The organism is Bacillus sp. z26 (assembly GCF_058313635.1).
Genome location: NZ_JBZFQM010000002.1, coordinates 331,567 through 348,419 on the forward strand (window position 1 = coordinate 331,567; position 16,853 = coordinate 348,419).

Genomic DNA, 16,853 nt, shown 5'->3' on the forward strand with positions numbered 1-16,853 from the left:
TTACTAATCCCCTCCTACAAACTTTAACCCTTATGAAAAACTAATAGCTAGTCTTGCCTTGGCAATCTTGTCATAAGGGATGGTTATTTCCTTTATGCGTGTTTTAATTTTAATTTCAATACTGACGGTGTCGCCATTGAAATCTTTTAAGATACCTTCAAACTCTTTTTCATTATCAATCGGTTCATATGTTTTAATATGTACATTTTTACCGACTGCTTTCGTAAAATCGCTGTCTTTTTTTAGTGGACGTTCTGCACCCGGAGATGAGACCTCCAGGAAGTAGTTGTTGGAGATAGGATCTTTTTCATCAAGCTTCTCGCTCAACCTTTCAGAAACAATGCCACATTCTTCAATATCCACACCGTCTTCCTTATCGATATACACTCTAAGGAACCAGTTTCTGCCCTCTTTTACATACTCTACTTCAACGAGCTCGAGGTTTAATTCTTCAAGGATAGGGGCAGCCATTTCCTCGACAATATCAGTGACTTTCTTGCTCATGCTTTCACTCCTTTACGTCTATGTAAACGACTGAATATCATCCTAATACAAACGAAAGAGTGGGTTTCCCCACTCTTTAGCACATACGTATCAGCAGTAATTCTTACTTGAATATAACATAAAGAGTTGGTTTTTGCAAATTAGCGATTCTGAATCAGAATAAAGAGAGTTGGTTTTGATCAGGCATATCGCCCAATGAACCATGATTATCCAGATATTCTAATATAGTTTTGGAAACTTTGCCTCTTTGCTGCAAATCTTCTTTAGATAAAAATTCGCCGTTCTCTCTAGCTTTTACAATATTGAAAGCCGCATTCGTTCCAAGTCCTGGGATTGAATTGAATGGCGGAATTAAGGTATTGCCATCAATAATAAAATCAGTTGCACTGGATCGGTATAAATCAACTCTCTGGAAGCTATAACCACGCTCACACATTTCCAGGGCTAACTCTAGAACAGTCATTAAGTTTTTCTCTTTTGTAGAAGCATCAAGGCCTTTTTGATTGATTTCATCAATTCTAGAACGAATCATTTCGGATCCTTTCACCATGGCATCAAGATCAAAGTCCTCTGCACGCACCGTAAAATAAGCAGCGTAATACAGAAGTGCATGATGTACTTTAAAATAAGCGATCCTCACGGCCATTAATACATATGCCGCAGCATGGGCTTTCGGGAACATATATTTAATCTTTTTACAAGATTCAATATACCATCCCGGCACATTGTTTTTCAGCATTTCTGCTTCCATATCTTCACTAAGGCCTTTCCCCTTACGTACAGACTCCATTATCTTGAAGGCAAGTGATGGTTCGAGGCCCTGATAAATTAAATACACCATAATATCATCCCGGCAGCCAATAACCTGGCTCAGGTTACAAATATTGTCTTGAATTAATTCCTGCGCATTTCCAAGCCAAACATCCGTACCGTGTGAAAGACCGGATATTTGAACAAGCTCCGCAAATGTTGTCGGTTTCGTATCTTCAAGCATTTGTCTTACAAAACGCGTACCAAATTCAGGGACACCCAGAGTACCTGTTTTACAGTTAATTTGTTCAGGGGTTACGCCAAGTACTTCCGGCGTACTGAAAATCTTCATTACTTCCGGATCGTCTGTAGGAATTGTTTTCGGATCTATTCCACTTAAATCCTGCAGCATCCTGATAACGGTTGGATCATCATGACCAAGAATATCAAGTTTCAAAATATTATCATGGATGGAATGGAAATCGAAGTGTGTTGTTTTCCATTCTGAATCACTCGCATCAGCCGGGAACTGGATAGGAGTGAAATCATAAATATCCATATAATCAGGGACTACAATGATTCCCCCTGGATGCTGCCCTGTTGTACGCTTAACACCCGTACATCCGCTTACTAAACGATCTGTTTCCGCCGAACGGAAATGCAGGTTATTTTCCTGCGCATACCCTCTGACATATCCATAGGCTGTTTTTTCAGCTACCGTACCAATCGTTCCTGCACGGTACACATAATCTTCACCAAAAAGGACCTTTGTATAATTATGGGCTTGCGGTTGGTATTCACCTGAGAAGTTCAAGTCAATATCCGGAACTTTATCTCCCTTGAAGCCAAGGAATGTTTCAAACGGAATATCATGTCCGTCTTTCACATAGCTGACAGCGCAGTCCGGACAATCCTTATCAGGCAGGTCAAAGCCTGACCCGACAGACCCATCATTAAAGAATTCGGATTTCTTGCACTTCGGACATACATAATGAGGCGGCAATGGATTAACTTCCGTAATCTCGGTCATCGTAGCCACAAAGGAAGAACCGACGGAACCACGGGAACCAACCAAATATCCATCATCGAGCGACTTTTTAACCAATTTATGAGAGATTAGATAAATAACCGCAAATCCATGGCCTATGATACTCTTCAGTTCTTTTTCAAGACGCGCTTCCACTATTTCTGGCAGGTTTTCTCCATAAATCATTCGGGCTCTTGAATAACTCATTTCACGTATATCTTCTTCAGCACCCTCGATTTTTGGTGTATACAAGTCATCCTTAATCGGCTTAATTTCATCAATCATATCTGCAATTTTGTTTGTATTAGTCACAACAATTTCTTTTGCTTTTTCTTGACCAAGAAACGCAAAGCAATTCATCATCTCATCCGTCGTACGGAAGTGTACATCAGGCAAGCTGTGACGGTTCAGAGGGTTTGCTCCCCCTTGTGAGTTAATTAATATTTTACGATAGATTTTATCATTAGGATTCAGGTAATGAACATTGCCTGTCGCCACAACTGGCTTGTTTAATTTTTCTCCAAGCTTAATAATATTGGCAATGATTGATTCGAGCGCCTTATCACTTTGGACAAGCTCCATCTCGATAAGAGGAGCGTATACTTCTTTTGGATGCACTTCAAGATAATCATAGAATTCAGCTACTCCCTCTGCTTCTTCAAATGATTTTTGCATCATATTCTCAAACACTTCGCCGCGATCACAACCGGAACCAACTAAGATCCCTTCACGATATTGCATAAGGACGGATCTTGGAATTCTTGGGACACGGTAAAAATAATTGATATGGGCGATTGAAACAAGTTTAAATAAATTCTTTAAACCCTCCTGAGTCTGCGCCAGTAATGTGCAGTGATACGGTCGGGCTCGCTGAAATGCCTTGCCTTTGCCCATATTGTCATTTAGTTGATTATGATTGGTAATTCCTTTTTCATTAGCATCCTTTAACATTTTCATTAATAGATGGCCGGTGGTTTCAGCATCATAGATAGCCCTGTGGTGCTGAACAAGTTCCACATCAAATTTTTTCGCCAAATTATTAAGGCGGTGATTTTTCAAATCAGGATAGAGGAAACGGGCCAGTTCAAGTGTATCAATAACCGGATTCGTGGCTTTACCAACTCCGAGTTTTTTATAACCCATATTTAAAAATCCCATATCAAAACTTGCATTATGTGCAACAAAAATTGAATCTCCTGACCAATCCCTGAACTTCGTCAATACTTCACTAACTTCAGGAGCATTTTCTACAAGGTCGTCGGTTATTCCTGTTAAATTAATGGTTGTGGAAGACAATTTATGGTGTGGATTTGCAAATGACTCAAACCGATCAATAATCTCTCCATTTTTCATTTTAACTGCCGCAAGCTCTATAATGGTATCATATATGGCAGAAAGCCCCGTTGTTTCAACGTCAAAAACTACATATGTGCTTTCTTCTAAATTTAAATCCGCTGTATTATAGGCAATCGGCACGCCGTCATCTACTAAATTAGCTTCTACTCCATATAATATTTTTATATTATTTTTTTTGCCGGCAGAGTATGCCTCAGGGAATGATTGAGCTACGGCATGATCTGTTATCGCGATGGCTTTATGGCCCCATTTGGCTGCTTGGCTAACCAATGCGGAGACTGATGTAACAGCATCCATTTGACTCATCGGAGAATGCAAATGCAGCTCAACACGCTTTTCATCTTCATGAGCTGTATCCCTGCGATCTTTACCGGCTATTTCATTAATATCATTTGCAATCATGACTAAATCACGTACAAATGTATCATTTTGAACACTTCCCTGAACACGTACCCACATACCTTTTTTAACACGTGCTAATTGGCTTGCATCCTCTCTGTCACGTGAAAACATTTTGACGAGAATACTGTTGCTATAATCCGTAATTTTAAAGGTCAATAATGTACGACCACTCTTCAGCTCTCTCGTCTCAGCATCAAATACATATCCTTCAACCGCAACTCTGCGTTCTTCTTCAACGATTTCATCCAATGTTTTAAAGTCCGCATCCGGTTTAATTTTATAGCCGATTACTAATGGGCCATCAGAGACTGCACCATCATCCTTAGCTTCAGCAGCTTTCTTCATATCCTGGACTGCCTGCAGAGCCTTTTCTTCATCTTCTTTTTGCTTTTCCTTTTTAAATGATTCCATTGCCTCACTGTACGCATCCCTATCAACAATTGCATCCAGCTGCAAGGGCGGGAAACCAAAACGCTGATAAACTTCAGAAATTAAACCTGTATATTTTCGTTTAAGCTGTCCTGCTTCCGCCTCATTGCGGGCAGTTATAATCAGCTTATTTCCTTCAACCTTTGGGACCTGGCCATGTAATAACTCTAATATCGCCGGAGAAATCCCATCAATTTCACTTATACAATTTTTCCAGTAGTCTGAAATCAATTCACTCGAAGAAAGTGGATTCCTTACTTCAATAGAATAGCCGACAGTTGCAATCGGAGAAAAGACCTGCATTAATTGCATCGTGAATCTAGTCCATACACTGCATGGAATTATATGTTCAAAGCTGAAATAGAAGTGCCATTTACGAGCCACTTTTTCTATCACTACTTTATCGATTTCTGCATTGGAAAAATGCATGACTACTGCATCTTCCGTAAGCTGAAGTTGCTGGAGCAACGTTCTGAATTTATCTTGTTTAATACGAGAATTCTCTTCCATTTCTATCTCTCCCAAACGTCATTCTCCTTTTTGTGTCTAGTAATTATAACACAACTCCTTTTTAATCAAATCCCTTCTTGCAAAGATTAATGCTTTTATCAATTCAGATAAATTGTATATGGTAACCCATATTATCCCACATGAAATTCCTGCAGTCTCTTTAATGAAGTATTACAGATCATACATTTTCACTTATAAAATAACTTCTCTCATGATGCACGACCGTATATTTCAGCATAAATAAAAACAAGCTCTCCTCTGGAAGCGGGAGAGCTTGCTTGTTTCATTTATTTACAGTAGTTCTTTTAGTCGTCCAGCCAGATCAGCAACGGACACTTCAAAGCTTTCACCTGTCTGTCTTACTTTCACTTCAACGATACCTTCAGCTGCTTTTTTACCGATCGTTACTCGAACTGGAAGCCCGATTAAGTCGGAATCAGCAAATTTCACACCTGCACGTTCCTTACGATCATCCATTAAGACATCGAAGCCTGCTTGTTGAAGCTGGTCGTATAATTCTTCACCAAGTCTCTTTTGCTCATCGTCCTTCATATTAACAGGAATTAGGTGCACTTGATATGGAGCAATATTTACAGGCCACATCAACCCTTTTTCATCATTAAATTGCTCAGCAATAGCCGCTACGGTTCTGGATACGCCAATTCCATAGCAACCCATGATCATAGGCTGGCTGCGTCCATTTTCATCCAAATAGGTACCGTTCATGGCCTCACTGTAACGCGTACCCAATTTGAATACATGACCCACTTCTATTCCTTTGGCAAATTGAATAGTACCTTTTCCATCTGGAGAAACATCTCCAGCCTTGATAAATCGAAGATCTTCATATTTTACATTTTTAAAATCACGCTCAGGATTTACATTGATATAATGTAAGCCTTCATCATTGGCACCGCAGACCGCATTTTCTAGAACTTCAACCGCATAATCCCCAATGATTGTCACGCGATCTCTATCCACTCCAATTGGGCCGAGAGAACCAACGCCGCAATTCATGATTTCTTTTGTTTCTTCAGGACTTGCTGGTTCAACAATTGTTGCATTAAAAATATTTTTTAATTTTATATCATTTAATTCATGATCTCCCCTAATCAATACAAGGACAAATTGATCATCCACTTTCCAAAGAAGAGATTTAATGCACTTATCCGCACCTATATTTAAAAAATTCGATACTTCTTCAATTGTTTTTTGCTCAGGTGTTGATACCTTGGTTAGTTCTTTAAGCTCTTCACCCGTTTTAGCTGTTGCATTGATAACTGGTGCCATTTCAATGTTAGCCGCAAAATCAGAAGAATCAGAGTATGCAATTGTATCTTCACCTATTTCTGAAAGCACCATAAATTCATGCGTATCTTTTCCACCCATTGCCCCAGAATCCGCTATTACCGCTCTGAAATCAAGTCCACAACGGCTGAAAATATTGGAATAGGCTGTAAAGATGCGATCATATACCTCATCCAGGCTTTCCTGGCTGGAATGGAATGAATAGGCATCTTTCATGATAAATTCACGGCCGCGAAGCAAGCCAAAACGAGGACGTTTCTCATCACGGAATTTTGTTTGGATTTGATAAAGGGTTAATGGCAGACGCTTGTATGATTTCACTTCATCACGAAGTAAGCTTGTAATGACTTCTTCATGGGTTGGTCCCATTGCAAACTCACGATTATGGCGGTCGCTCATTCTCATCAATTCAGGACCATAAGAATACCATCTGCCGGATTCCTGCCATAACTCTGCCTGTTGCAGCGTTGGCATTAATAATTCTACCGCTCCCGCACGTTCCATTTCTTCTCGAATAATTTTTTCGACATTTTGGATTACTTTTAAACCAAGAGGAAGATAACTGTATATTCCACTCGCATTTTGGCGCATAAATCCGGCACGAAGTAATAATTGGTGACTTTTTACTTCAGCGTCAGATGGCACCTCTCTCAATGTTGGAATCATGGTCATACTTTGTTTCATATCTATTCACCTTTCTATCCCTATTCGCTTTACTTTATGTATAACAGGGGCTTTAAATTTTATAGCCCCCGTTACTTTTGAATCCTATTTTAAAAGAAAAACCTCTGTATATCATTCCAAGTGACAACAATCATTAAGAGCATCAATAAAGCAAATCCGATAAAATGGACCATACCTTCCTTTTGCTTATCGATTGGTTTCCCTCTGACCGCTTCAATCGCAAAGAATAACAGTCTTCCTCCATCCAAAGCAGGTAAAGGCAAGAGATTCATTATACCGAGGTTGATGCTTAAAACTCCTGCCCATTTTAACAAGTAAAAAATACCTGATTTTGCCACTTCTTCAGTAGAAACATAAATACCTACAGGACCAGATAATTGATCTACGGAGAATCCTCCAGTGATTAAATCTCCAAGCACAATGAAAATTTGCTTAGTCCATACATACGTTTCAGTAAAACCATACCCAATCGCTTTTAGAAAAGATTTTTCTGTTGGTGCATAGACACCAATAATGCCTCGTTTACCAGCTGAATCCTCCACTAATTTAGGCGTGACTGTGATTTCCTGTTCCTGTCCGTCACGCTCGACCTTAAAGGCCAGATCATTATTGGCATTTTCCTGTATCGTGGATTGAATATCACTCCATGAATCCACCTTTTCACCATTAATAGATTGGACAGTATCTCCTTCTTTGAGGCCAGAACTAATGGCAGGTCCGTCTTCTGTCAATTTACCAAGCTTAGGCTCATCGACCACGACTCCTTGGGCAATCCCAATAATCATGAATAAAACTGCTGCTAAAACGAAATTCATCATCGGACCGGCAAAAATGGCCATCGCTCTTTGCGGTAATGTTTTCGATGAAAATTGACGGTCATATGGAGCAATTTGCAATTCAAGACCATCTTCTATCATGACTGCTTTTGGGTGAACCTTATACGTTTGGATTATTTCATCATTTCCATCTTCATATCCCCGAATGATTAACTGATGATCCAAATCTGCTTCTTCTACTTCAATAATTCGAGCTTCAGGAAATTTATCCTTGTTGGTAACAATAATTTTGTTGATTTCTTGATTTTCATTAAACATAACACCAATACGGAAACCTGGTTTCAATTCTACTGATTCTACATCTTCACCTGCCATTCGAACAAAACCGCCAAGCGGGAGTAAACGAATGGTATAAACTGTTTCATTCTTTTTTACTGTAAAGATTTTTGGCCCAAAACCTATTGCAAACTCGCGGCAGAGGATACCGGCTCTTTTTGCAAAAATTAAGTGGCCTAATTCATGAAAAAACACCAAACCGCCAAAAATTAGTATAAACGCTAATATAGTTTGCACTTAATCGACCATCCTTTTAATATAGTGACTCGATATATTTTCTTGTATCCTGATCGACTTCTTGTATAGTTTCGAGTTCAGGATTTATAATTGGCTGATGACGGTTCATTGCCTTCTCCACCAGTTCCTCAATTGCCAAGAATGAAATCTTGCCCTGTAAGAATAATCCGACCGCCACCTCGTTGGCTGCATTTAATACAGTCGGCATTGATCCGCCTATTCTTCCGGCGTTATAAGCGTATTGTAAACAAGGATAACGGTCAAAGTCCATCTTTTTAAAATGTAATGTTGCCGCATCTGCTAAATTAAGCCTTTTCGAAGAGATAAGCGGTAATCTGTCCGGGTAGGAAAGTGCATATTGGATTGGAACACGCATATCCGGGGTACCAAGCTGTGCGATTACACTTGAATCATGAAATTCAACCATGGAATGAATAATGCTTTCCTGATGCAGGAGAACGTCAATTTGTTCATATGGTAAATTAAATAGCCAATGAGCTTCAATGACTTCAAGTCCTTTATTCATCATTGTGGCAGAATCTATCGTTATTTTTGCACCCATGGACCAGTTTGGATGATTGAGTGCATCTTCAACCGTAACATTTCTTAGTTCATCCCTTGTCCGGTCTCTGAAGCTTCCTCCTGACGCTGTAATAATCAGGCGCTCAATATTTTTAGCCTGCTCTCCCTGTAATGCCTGGAATATAGCTGAATGTTCGCTGTCAACCGGCAAAATAGGCGTGTTATACTTTTCAGCAGCCTCCATTACAAGATGTCCGGCTGTCACCAATGTTTCTTTATTGGCCAGAGCAATTTGCTTGCCCGCTTCCATCGCTTGCATAGTCGGAATTAAACCAATGCTACCCATCACAGCATTTACAACGATGTCTCCATTTACATAAGTAGCTGCCTCTATTAATCCATCATGCCCGTATACAATCTTTCTATTTGGATATTCTGTTTTTAATCGTTCGGCATCATCTTTTAACTGTACACAAATCAATTCCGGCTGGAATTCTTCTGCAATACTACGAATCCCATCCAAATTTCTTCCGCCTGCAACGGCTGTTAACTTAAATTCCTCTGGGTGATTGCGAACAATATCGATTGTTTGCATCCCAATTGAACCTGTAGCCCCTAATAAATTAATCCTTTTCAAATTAAAGCTCCTCCCCAGCAATTGTAGTGTTATTAATTAGAAAATGAAGAAATGCAAAATGGGAAGAATAAAAATTAAACTATCAAACCTATCCAAAATTCCTCCATGCCCCGGTAAGATATTACCCGAATCTTTAACACCATAATGCCTTTTATATGCGGATTGCACAAGATCTCCCAATTGCCCAAAGATAGATATTAAAAGAGCTATTACAATCAGCTTACTTATATTGTAGTCTAAATTAGAGAGGAAATAGAACAATATTGCAACAATGATTGCACTTCCAATCCCGCCAAGAAAACCTTCCACGGTTTTATTTGGGCTGATTTCAGGCCAAAGCTTTCTTTTTCCTAAAGAGCGTCCTACAAAATAGGCGCCCGAATCTGTAACCCATATAGTAATTAATACAAATAGTATCGTTACCAGACCGTTACCGGTATCTCTTGTGGCAAAAAAGTAATAAAACGCAACACCTATGTAAAGAGATGATAACAGGAGAAAGGCTGCATCATCAAAGGTAAAAGCATTTTTCGAAATAACAGTAATCACCAATAATAAGAATGCAACAATAATGACTATATCCATTTTTTCATAATGAATCATATCAAAAACACCGTTATACCTGTCAGGAATCAGTAAAATCCATACTAATATGAACGATAGCAGTGAGGATATCGTCATTAATGGTATCTTCTTCATCTTAATCAATTCATATAATCCAATAGTCGCCATAGCATATATTAAAATAAGAAATGGAATATTTCCATATATCAAAATCGGTAAAAATAACGCCATAGCTATAACTGCTGTAATGATTCTTTGTTTCATCCAAAAATCCTCGCCTTCCTAATTATACGCCGCCATATCTTCTTGAACGTCCCTGGAATTCTTCAATCGCATTCAACAACTCTGCATCATTAAAATCTGGCCATAAAACATCAGTAAAATAAAATTCCGTATAAGCTAATTGCCATAACATAAAATTACTCAAGCGAATTTCGCCGCTGGTTCTAATTAATAAATCCGGATCCAACAACTGATTGGTCATTAAATAGTCGGAAAAACGCTCTTCTGTCAACTCATTTTCATCTAAACGACCGTCTTTCAAATCTGCCGCGGCTTTTCTTACACCTTCCAGGATTTCTGCGCGACTGCCGTAATTAAGGGCAAAGTTTAAAATCAGGCCATCACTATCTTTTGTTTTTTCCAATGCAGTTGTTACTGCACTTACAGTATGTAAAGGCAGTCTTTTCTGGTCCCCCATAATTTGAACCTTCACATTCTCTTCCATTAACTCCGGCAAAAAAGTACCTAAAAATTCCTCAGGTAATTTTAATAAATAATCCACTTCATCTTTTGGTCGCTTCCAGTTTTCGGTCGAAAAGGCATATACAGTTAACACCTTCACTCCTAATTCACTCGCCAATTTAGTCGTTTTACGAACGACCTTCATCCCTTCATGATGCCCAGCGACTCTTGGCAGCGCCCTTTTTCGTGCCCAACGACCATTCCCATCCATTATAATGGCGATGTGATTGGGTATTTTATTTTGTTTTACCTTTTCTATTCTTTCTGATATAGAAAGCTGTTTACCTTTTCTCTCGACTTTCTTCCATCCAAACATTTTATTTCCTCCAAAAGGAATTGATCATCCCTGCTTATGTATATATCTCATCCATATTCTTTGGTACAAATTCCATAACCTATCATACCACATTTATATGTCACAAACATTCCTGTATATTAGTTTGTTTCACTTTGGAGCATGAAAACTTTACAGGTTAGTCTTTTCAATCTTGCTGTGAAAAAAGATTCTTTTATAATTTGACCTACGATGTATTCCATACAATATGTAACAAAAAAACCCCTTTTGGCAAAAGGGGTTTTTTGATATAAAATCAAACTTCCATGATTTCCTTTTCTTTATCTTTAGCAAGCTGATCAATTTTAGTGATGTGTTCATCAGTCATTTTTTGAACGTCATCAGAATATCCACGCAGTGCATCTTCTGTAATTTCTCCGTTTTTCTCTAACTTCTTAAGATCATCATTACCATCACGGCGCACATTACGAATGGCCACTTTCGCTTCCTCAGCTTCTTTCTTCACTTGTTTAACAAGTTCACGACGACGTTCTTCCGTAAGTGCAGGAATACTTAGACGGATAATATTTCCATCGTTCACTGGGTTAAGACCAAGATCAGATTTCAGGATGGCTTTCTCAATATCACCAAGAATAGTTTTATCATAAGGTGTAATAACCAACATACGTGGTTCCGGCACACTGATTGAACCAAGTTGGTTTACAGGCGTCGGAGCACCATAATAGATAACAGTCAGTCTGTCCAACAGGGAAGCACTTGCACGTCCTGCACGGATAGAAGCCAACTCTCTTGAGAATGCCTGAATTCCCTTATTCATTTTTTCCTTAGTATTTGCTATAACTTGCTTTGCCATTATACTTTCCCCCTAACGATAGTACCTATAGTTTCGCCCATAACAACACGTTTAATATTTCCTTCTTCCATTATTGAGAAGACAATTAGTGGAATATCGTTATCCATACATAAGGATGATGCTGTGGAGTCCATTACAGATAAACCGTCCTTAATTAAATCAAGATAAGAGAGTTTATCATATTTTACAGCGCTGCTATCTTTAACAGGATCTGCACTATAAACACCGTCCACATTATTCTTACCCATCAGAATAACATCTGCTTCTATTTCGGCAGCCCGTAAAGCTGCTGTCGTATCTGTAGAGAAATAAGGATTTCCTGTACCTGCAGCAAAGATAACTACACGTGCTTTTTCTAAATGCCGGATTGCCCTTCTGCGGATATATGGCTCAGCGACCTGTCTCATTTCAATAGATGTTTGCACACGTGTCTCAATTCCCTGCTGCTCTAAGCTATCTTGAAGCGCAAGCGAATTCATGACTGTAGCAAGCATCCCCATATAATCAGCCGTTGCACGGTCCATTCCAAGTTCACTGCCTGTTTTACCGCGCCAAATATTGCCTCCGCCAACTACTACTGCGACTTCTACACCAAGCTCAGCAACTTCTTTTACTTGTTTAGCAACAGAAGAAATAATTTTTGGGTCAATTCCAAATCCTTGAGCACCGGCAAGTGCTTCCCCACTTAACTTTAATACAACTCTTTTATACTTTACGCCGCTCATAGTAACCTCCACCATTGTTAGTCATCGATTTATTTTACAAAGCTAATATAATCGATATCTACATCTCAATCTCTGCACATTATTATAAAGAAAAATATTTTCTTGAAAAATAGGGAACACAGCGTGTCCCCTATTTTTATGCTATACACAATTGTCATTTAGATTAGTCTTTTTTAATTTGGCTCATTACTTCTTCAGCGAAGTTATCTTGTTTCTTCTCGATTCCTTCTCCTACTTCGTAACGAATGAATTCAACGATAGAAGCACCGTTTGCTTGTACAAATTGACCAACTTTTTGGTCTGGGTTCTTAACGAAAGTTTGGTCCAGTACACATACTTCTTCAAAGTATTTTCCAAGACGGCCTTCAACCATTTTAGCAACAATTTTCTCAGGTTTACCTTCATTAAGAGCTTGTTGAGTTAATACTTGACGCTCATGCTCAACTTCTTCTGCAGAAACTTGATCACGAGATACATATTTAGGGTTAAGAGCAGCAATATGCATAGATACATCTTTTGCAACTGCTTCGTCAGTTGATCCTTCAATGATAGTTAGAACGCTGATACGTCCGCCTTGGTGGATGTAAGCGCCGAAAGCACCATTTTCAGGTTTTGTTTTGATCTCAAAACGACGCAGAGACAAACGCTCACCAATTTTAGCGATAGCAGCATTAATGTGATCTTGAACAGTTGCACCGTTATCCATAGTTTGAGCATGTGCTTCTTCAACAGTAGCTGGAGTGTTTGCCAAAAGATGAGCAGCTAATTCTTTTACAAGAGTTTGGAAACCTTCATTTTTAGCAACGAAATCTGTTTCAGCATTCACTTCAAGGATAACCGCTTTATCTCCTTCTACAACGATAGAAGTAAGACCTTCTGCAGCGATACGATCGCCTTTTTTAGCAGCTTTTGCGATTCCTTTTTCACGAAGGTAATCAATTGCTTTATCCATATCTCCGTTTGTTTCTTGAAGTGCTTTTTTGCAGTCCATCATACCTGCACCAGTTTTTTCACGTAATTCTTTAACCATTTGAGCAGTAATAGCCATTTGGTCTTCCTCCTTTATATCATCCGATAAAATCAGTATGTAGCAGTGTTCGCATCCGTATACACCACTCTATTTTATTTCAAAAAAAGGTGATAAAAGGCACTGTCCTCTTATCACCTTTAAAAAATCAATTAAGCATTTTCAACTGTAGTTGCTTCTTCTGCTTCTACAGTTTCTTCAACTACTGCTTCTTCTGCAACTGGAGCTGTTTCTTCACCTTGTTTACCTTCAAGAATAGCATCAGCCATTTTACCAGTAAGCAATTTAACAGCACGGATTGCATCATCGTTTGCAGGGATTACATAATCGATTTCATCCGGATCACAGTTTGTATCAACGATACCTACGATTGGAATGTTCAATTTGTGAGCTTCTGCAACAGCAATACGCTCTTTGCGTGGGTCAATGATGAACAATGCATCAGGGATTTGTTTCATATCCTTGATACCGCCCAAGAATTTTTCAAGACGTTCTTGTTGTTTTTTTAATTGAATAACTTCTTTTTTAGGAAGAACTTCGAATGTTCCGTTCTCTTCCATTTTCTCGATTTCTTTAAGACGTGTGATACGTTTTTGAATAGTTACGAAGTTTGTTAATGTACCACCTAACCAACGTTGGTTAACATAGTACATACCAGCACGGCCAGCTTCTTCTTTAACAGAATCTTGTGCTTGCTTTTTAGTACCAACGAATAACATAGTACCGCCATCAGCAGCTAAGTCTCTTACGAAGTTGTAAGCTTCTTCTACTTTTTTAACCGTTTTTTGAAGGTCGATAATGTAGATGCCATTACGCTCCGTGAAAATATATTTTTTCATTTTTGGGTTCCAACGACGAGTTTGGTGCCCAAAGTGTACACCTGCTTCAAGCAGTTGTTTCATTGAAATTACTGACATGTTTGTTCCTCCTATGTTTTGTTTTTGCCTCCGCTTAAATCATTTTCAGACTGAAACTGTAATTTACAGCACGGTCAGCCTAAATCCTTAAGCGTGTGTATTAACACCATGTCATAATATAGCACAATTTAAGGATACAATCAAGTCATTTTCCTTTACTTTTTGTTTAATTTAAATAAAAGGTCAATTTCTGTTTTGCCACGTTCCATTTTTTTGGCTATTTCTTCGATTGTTTTACCTTGGTTTTTCATAGCCAGTGCCTCAGCCAGTATATGATTTTGATCCATTTCTCGGCTCTTTTGGACTGATTCCTTCTTTTCAATTATGCTATTTGTCACACCCGATTGCCCATTTGAATTTATGTAAGCATGCAATGCTGCCTGCTGTCTATACCCTTGCGGTAACCCAAGAAGCTCCTGTTCTACAAAATCAGGCTCCACTTCAGTAGGGTGTTTATCTTCAGCTGGATCTGCGCTTCTGTTCCTAAATAACTGTTTAATCTCATCATTTTCTTCTTTCATCTCAAAAATAAACGTATTGATCAGCTCTTCCATCTCTTCTATAGATGCTTTATAATTCTTCTCAAACTGTATCAGGCGATTCTGCCTTGAGTAAAGGATCATGACTATTAATATAGCTACCATATTAACCATAATGCTTAAAATAAGGATAACTGCCATTTGGTCCCCTCCCTTCCAAACCTATATACTTCGATGGATTGCAGTTTCGCAAAAAGGCAGAACGATTTTTACTAGCTTCGTCATTCTGCTGCCATTTTTGCTCTTACATACTTTTTCTCTATTCTGGTCCCTGTTCAACCAGTTTTTGATTTACGCTCATGCAGAAAATAGCACGCGTTCACCTGCATTCCAGAACATTATAAATTTAGAAGTCTCTTTTTATAGCGGATACATAGATATTTCGTTTCCCCTATTAGTGAATTTGACTGACTGGTACATTTGATTCAGCGGCCTAGAATACTTGCCCATCTTTATATATAGATTGGGATAACAAGAACCATTCACAATGAGTTCCTCATCGACTTGCAAGTAATAATCTAAATTTACTCTTTCCTGCTTTAGCTTTTTCATTTCCTCAACTAAATGGTTTTTTGTTTTACTATGTTTTTCTAACAAGAGGACATCCTTTTTACTCATACTAGAAAGTCTCGATTTTTCTTCCAATTTCAAAGCGATATATGTTAGTTTTGATAGTGTTTTTTCGATTTTCTGACAGTGAAAATCTAAATCCTTCTTTTTACAATCAATTGCTTCTTTATTTCCAATATGTATTTCAGTACGCGCGTAATGCACATTTCCTGCATCCTGAAGTTCCACTCGTTTTCCAGCTTTCAAAACACCGCCTATTAAATGCCCGTTTTCACAGATAATAGATTTCATGGAAGTAACATAGCTATGAAGAATGGCATTTCGAATAACAATATCGCCACTCGAAATAATAGTTACATAGTTCATATACAAAGCATATAAATCCCCGCCTGTACGAATGTGACAATCTTTTTCACCGGTAATTCCGCCCTTTACACAGATTGAACCGCCAACATCAATCTCAGATCCTTCAATCATACCGTATACTTTCAAATCACCGCCGCAACGTATGAAATATCCAGCAGGTACGTTACCCTCAATGCTCACATTGCCTATGAAATCTATATTTCCTATCTCCAGACTAAGGTCGCCTTCTACTCGAAAAACTGGATTAACTTGGATCGTTTGGTCCACCATACTGATTTGCCCGTCAATCGTTGCATATACAATTGATGCATGTTCAATAACATTGGGGCCTAATTTAAAGACAGCCTTTTTGCCAGGTTTCGGCTTCACTGCATCCCCAAATACATCCATTCCAAAATGGCCAATCGTCGGTTGAGATACAGTCGCAATTTTATCCCCTGTGCAAACGGAAGGGATCTCCATTATATTCTTGAAGTTAAATGGCTGTTTCTGTTTATTCAAAACCTTCATGCAATCGAGTATTAATTCTCCATTACACCCATTTTCAGCAGATTGACCTTCAGCAAACAATAATGGAAACAGAACCTGTTCCGTATTCAACAATAGAGATTTGACTTCTTTTTTTATACCAAAGGTTATCGGTAAGGATGCCAGCCATTCTTCTACTTCTCTTTCAGACACTATCTGTGTCAGATTTTCCTCAGATTTAATCCAGGCCTTCATTTTGTCTGGGGAAATCTCTAGTTTATATGGAAAGTTCATCTTACCCCCTCCC

At 38.7% G+C, this 16,853-nt stretch carries 13 protein-coding genes; all 13 read right to left on the bottom strand.

The features are described 5' to 3' along the window. Positions 1-30: 30 nt before the first annotated feature. Positions 31-504 (bottom strand): ribosome maturation factor RimP, encoded by a 474-nt coding sequence (gene rimP, locus AC4G3K_RS06815; RefSeq protein ID WP_491076926.1) that lies wholly within the window; start codon positions 502-504, stop codon positions 31-33. 154 nt (positions 505-658) lie between these two features. Continuing rightward, positions 659-4,978 (bottom strand): PolC-type DNA polymerase III, encoded by a 4,320-nt coding sequence (locus tag AC4G3K_RS06820; protein WP_491133242.1) that lies wholly within the window; start codon positions 4,976-4,978, stop codon positions 659-661. 291 nt (positions 4,979-5,269) lie between these two features. Further along, a complete protein-coding gene (locus AC4G3K_RS06825; protein ID WP_491132882.1) occupies positions 5,270-6,970 on the bottom strand; it encodes a proline--tRNA ligase in 1,701 nt (566 codons plus the stop codon). Between the two features lie 89 nt (positions 6,971-7,059). Continuing rightward, the gene (gene rseP / locus AC4G3K_RS06830) at positions 7,060-8,319 is read right to left on the bottom strand and encodes an RIP metalloprotease RseP (RefSeq protein WP_491132883.1); all 1,260 of its coding nucleotides are present in this window, start codon (positions 8,317-8,319) and stop codon (positions 7,060-7,062) included. Positions 8,320-8,335: 16 nt separating this feature from the next. Then, complete coding sequence (dxr, locus tag AC4G3K_RS06835) at positions 8,336-9,478, bottom strand: 1-deoxy-D-xylulose-5-phosphate reductoisomerase (protein WP_491132884.1); 1,143 nt, start codon at positions 9,476-9,478, stop codon at positions 8,336-8,338. A 36-nt stretch (positions 9,479-9,514) separates the two neighbouring features. After that, positions 9,515-10,306 carry a phosphatidate cytidylyltransferase gene (locus AC4G3K_RS06840; RefSeq protein ID WP_491132885.1) on the bottom strand — a complete coding sequence of 264 codons (792 nt, stop codon included), beginning with the start codon at positions 10,304-10,306 and terminating at the stop codon, positions 9,515-9,517. 22 nt (positions 10,307-10,328) lie between these two features. Next, on the bottom strand, positions 10,329-11,102 hold the full coding sequence (gene uppS, locus AC4G3K_RS06845; protein WP_491132886.1) for an undecaprenyl pyrophosphate synthase: 774 nt from the start codon (positions 11,100-11,102) through the stop codon (positions 10,329-10,331). 274 nt (positions 11,103-11,376) lie between these two features. Beyond that, the gene (gene frr, locus AC4G3K_RS06850; RefSeq protein WP_491132887.1) at positions 11,377-11,934 is read right to left on the bottom strand and encodes a ribosome recycling factor; all 558 of its coding nucleotides are present in this window, start codon (positions 11,932-11,934) and stop codon (positions 11,377-11,379) included. Then, complete coding sequence (gene pyrH / locus AC4G3K_RS06855; RefSeq protein WP_491132888.1) at positions 11,934-12,659, bottom strand: UMP kinase; 726 nt, start codon at positions 12,657-12,659, stop codon at positions 11,934-11,936. The genes frr and pyrH overlap by 1 nt, the downstream gene beginning before the upstream one ends. A 163-nt stretch (positions 12,660-12,822) precedes the next feature. Beyond that, positions 12,823-13,707 carry a translation elongation factor Ts gene (tsf, locus tag AC4G3K_RS06860; protein ID WP_491132889.1) on the bottom strand — a complete coding sequence of 295 codons (885 nt, stop codon included), beginning with the start codon at positions 13,705-13,707 and terminating at the stop codon, positions 12,823-12,825. Between the two features lie 131 nt (positions 13,708-13,838). Further along, positions 13,839-14,603 (bottom strand): 30S ribosomal protein S2, encoded by a 765-nt coding sequence (gene rpsB / locus AC4G3K_RS06865; protein WP_491076917.1) that lies wholly within the window; start codon positions 14,601-14,603, stop codon positions 13,839-13,841. A gap of 155 nt (positions 14,604-14,758) precedes the next feature. After that, a complete protein-coding gene (locus tag AC4G3K_RS06870) occupies positions 14,759-15,283 on the bottom strand; it encodes a hypothetical protein (protein WP_491076916.1) in 525 nt (174 codons plus the stop codon). Positions 15,284-15,502: 219 nt separating this feature from the next. After that, a complete protein-coding gene (locus AC4G3K_RS06875) occupies positions 15,503-16,840 on the bottom strand; it encodes a flagellar assembly protein A (protein ID WP_491132890.1) in 1,338 nt (445 codons plus the stop codon). Between the last annotated feature and the right edge of the window lie 13 nt (positions 16,841-16,853).

Bases quoted from the DNA above. Each gene is read 5' to 3' on its own strand.
- rimP (WP_491076926.1), bottom strand. From the start codon at position 504: ATGAGCAAGAAAGTCACTGATATTGTCGAGGAAATGGCTGCCCCTATC.
- AC4G3K_RS06820 (WP_491133242.1), bottom strand. From the start codon at position 4,978: ATGGAAGAGAATTCTCGTATTAAACAAGATAAATTCAGAACGTTGCTC.
- AC4G3K_RS06825 (WP_491132882.1), bottom strand. From the start codon at position 6,970: ATGAAACAAAGTATGACCATGATTCCAACATTGAGAGAGGTGCCATCT.
- AC4G3K_RS06840 (WP_491132885.1), bottom strand. From the start codon at position 10,306: ATGAAACAAAGAATCATTACAGCAGTTATAGCTATGGCGTTATTTTTA.
- uppS (WP_491132886.1), bottom strand. From the start codon at position 11,102: ATGTTTGGATGGAAGAAAGTCGAGAGAAAAGGTAAACAGCTTTCTATA.
- frr (WP_491132887.1), bottom strand. From the start codon at position 11,934: ATGGCAAAGCAAGTTATAGCAAATACTAAGGAAAAAATGAATAAGGGA.
- pyrH (WP_491132888.1), bottom strand. From the start codon at position 12,659: ATGAGCGGCGTAAAGTATAAAAGAGTTGTATTAAAGTTAAGTGGGGAA.
- tsf (WP_491132889.1), bottom strand. From the start codon at position 13,707: ATGGCTATTACTGCTCAAATGGTTAAAGAATTACGTGAAAAAACTGGT.
- rpsB (WP_491076917.1), bottom strand. From the start codon at position 14,603: ATGTCAGTAATTTCAATGAAACAACTGCTTGAAGCAGGTGTACACTTT.
- AC4G3K_RS06870 (WP_491076916.1), bottom strand. From the start codon at position 15,283: ATGGCAGTTATCCTTATTTTAAGCATTATGGTTAATATGGTAGCTATA.
- AC4G3K_RS06875 (WP_491132890.1), bottom strand. From the start codon at position 16,840: ATGAACTTTCCATATAAACTAGAGATTTCCCCAGACAAAATGAAGGCC.